Raw genomic sequence first — 276 nt, forward strand, 5'->3', positions numbered from 1 at the left:
GTTCGAGCCACATCGTCGAGATGGTTATACGCGGCATGGCCGACCTGGGGCTCACCTATTCGACGGAGGTCAGCGCTACGGACCTCGAAAGCGTCGATCTTCACCACGAACGCCTCGCTCTCTATCACAGCGCACGCGCCGATCTGAGCCGCGAAACCATGTCGCGCTTGTCGGAGTTGAAACTGATACTGCCGCCCCGGCACTTCGGCGTGCGACGCTACGTGGAGCGCGTGCTGGGTTGTGCGATACAGCCATCAATAGAATGCGATTCGCTCG

Annotated in this window: 1 protein-coding gene; it reads left to right on the plus strand. The window is 60.5% G+C overall.

Features of this window, described 5'->3' with window-relative positions:
• Positions 1-276, plus strand: a 276-nt coding sequence (locus SB773_RS31495) for a LysR substrate-binding domain-containing protein (protein WP_410594236.1), incomplete at both ends; no start/stop codon positions are given.

The sequence above is a fragment of the Bacillus sp. SIMBA_074 genome (assembly GCF_046534555.1).
Taxonomy (GTDB): Bacteria; Bacillota; Bacilli; order Bacillales; family Bacillaceae_G; genus Bacillus_A; species Bacillus_A mycoides.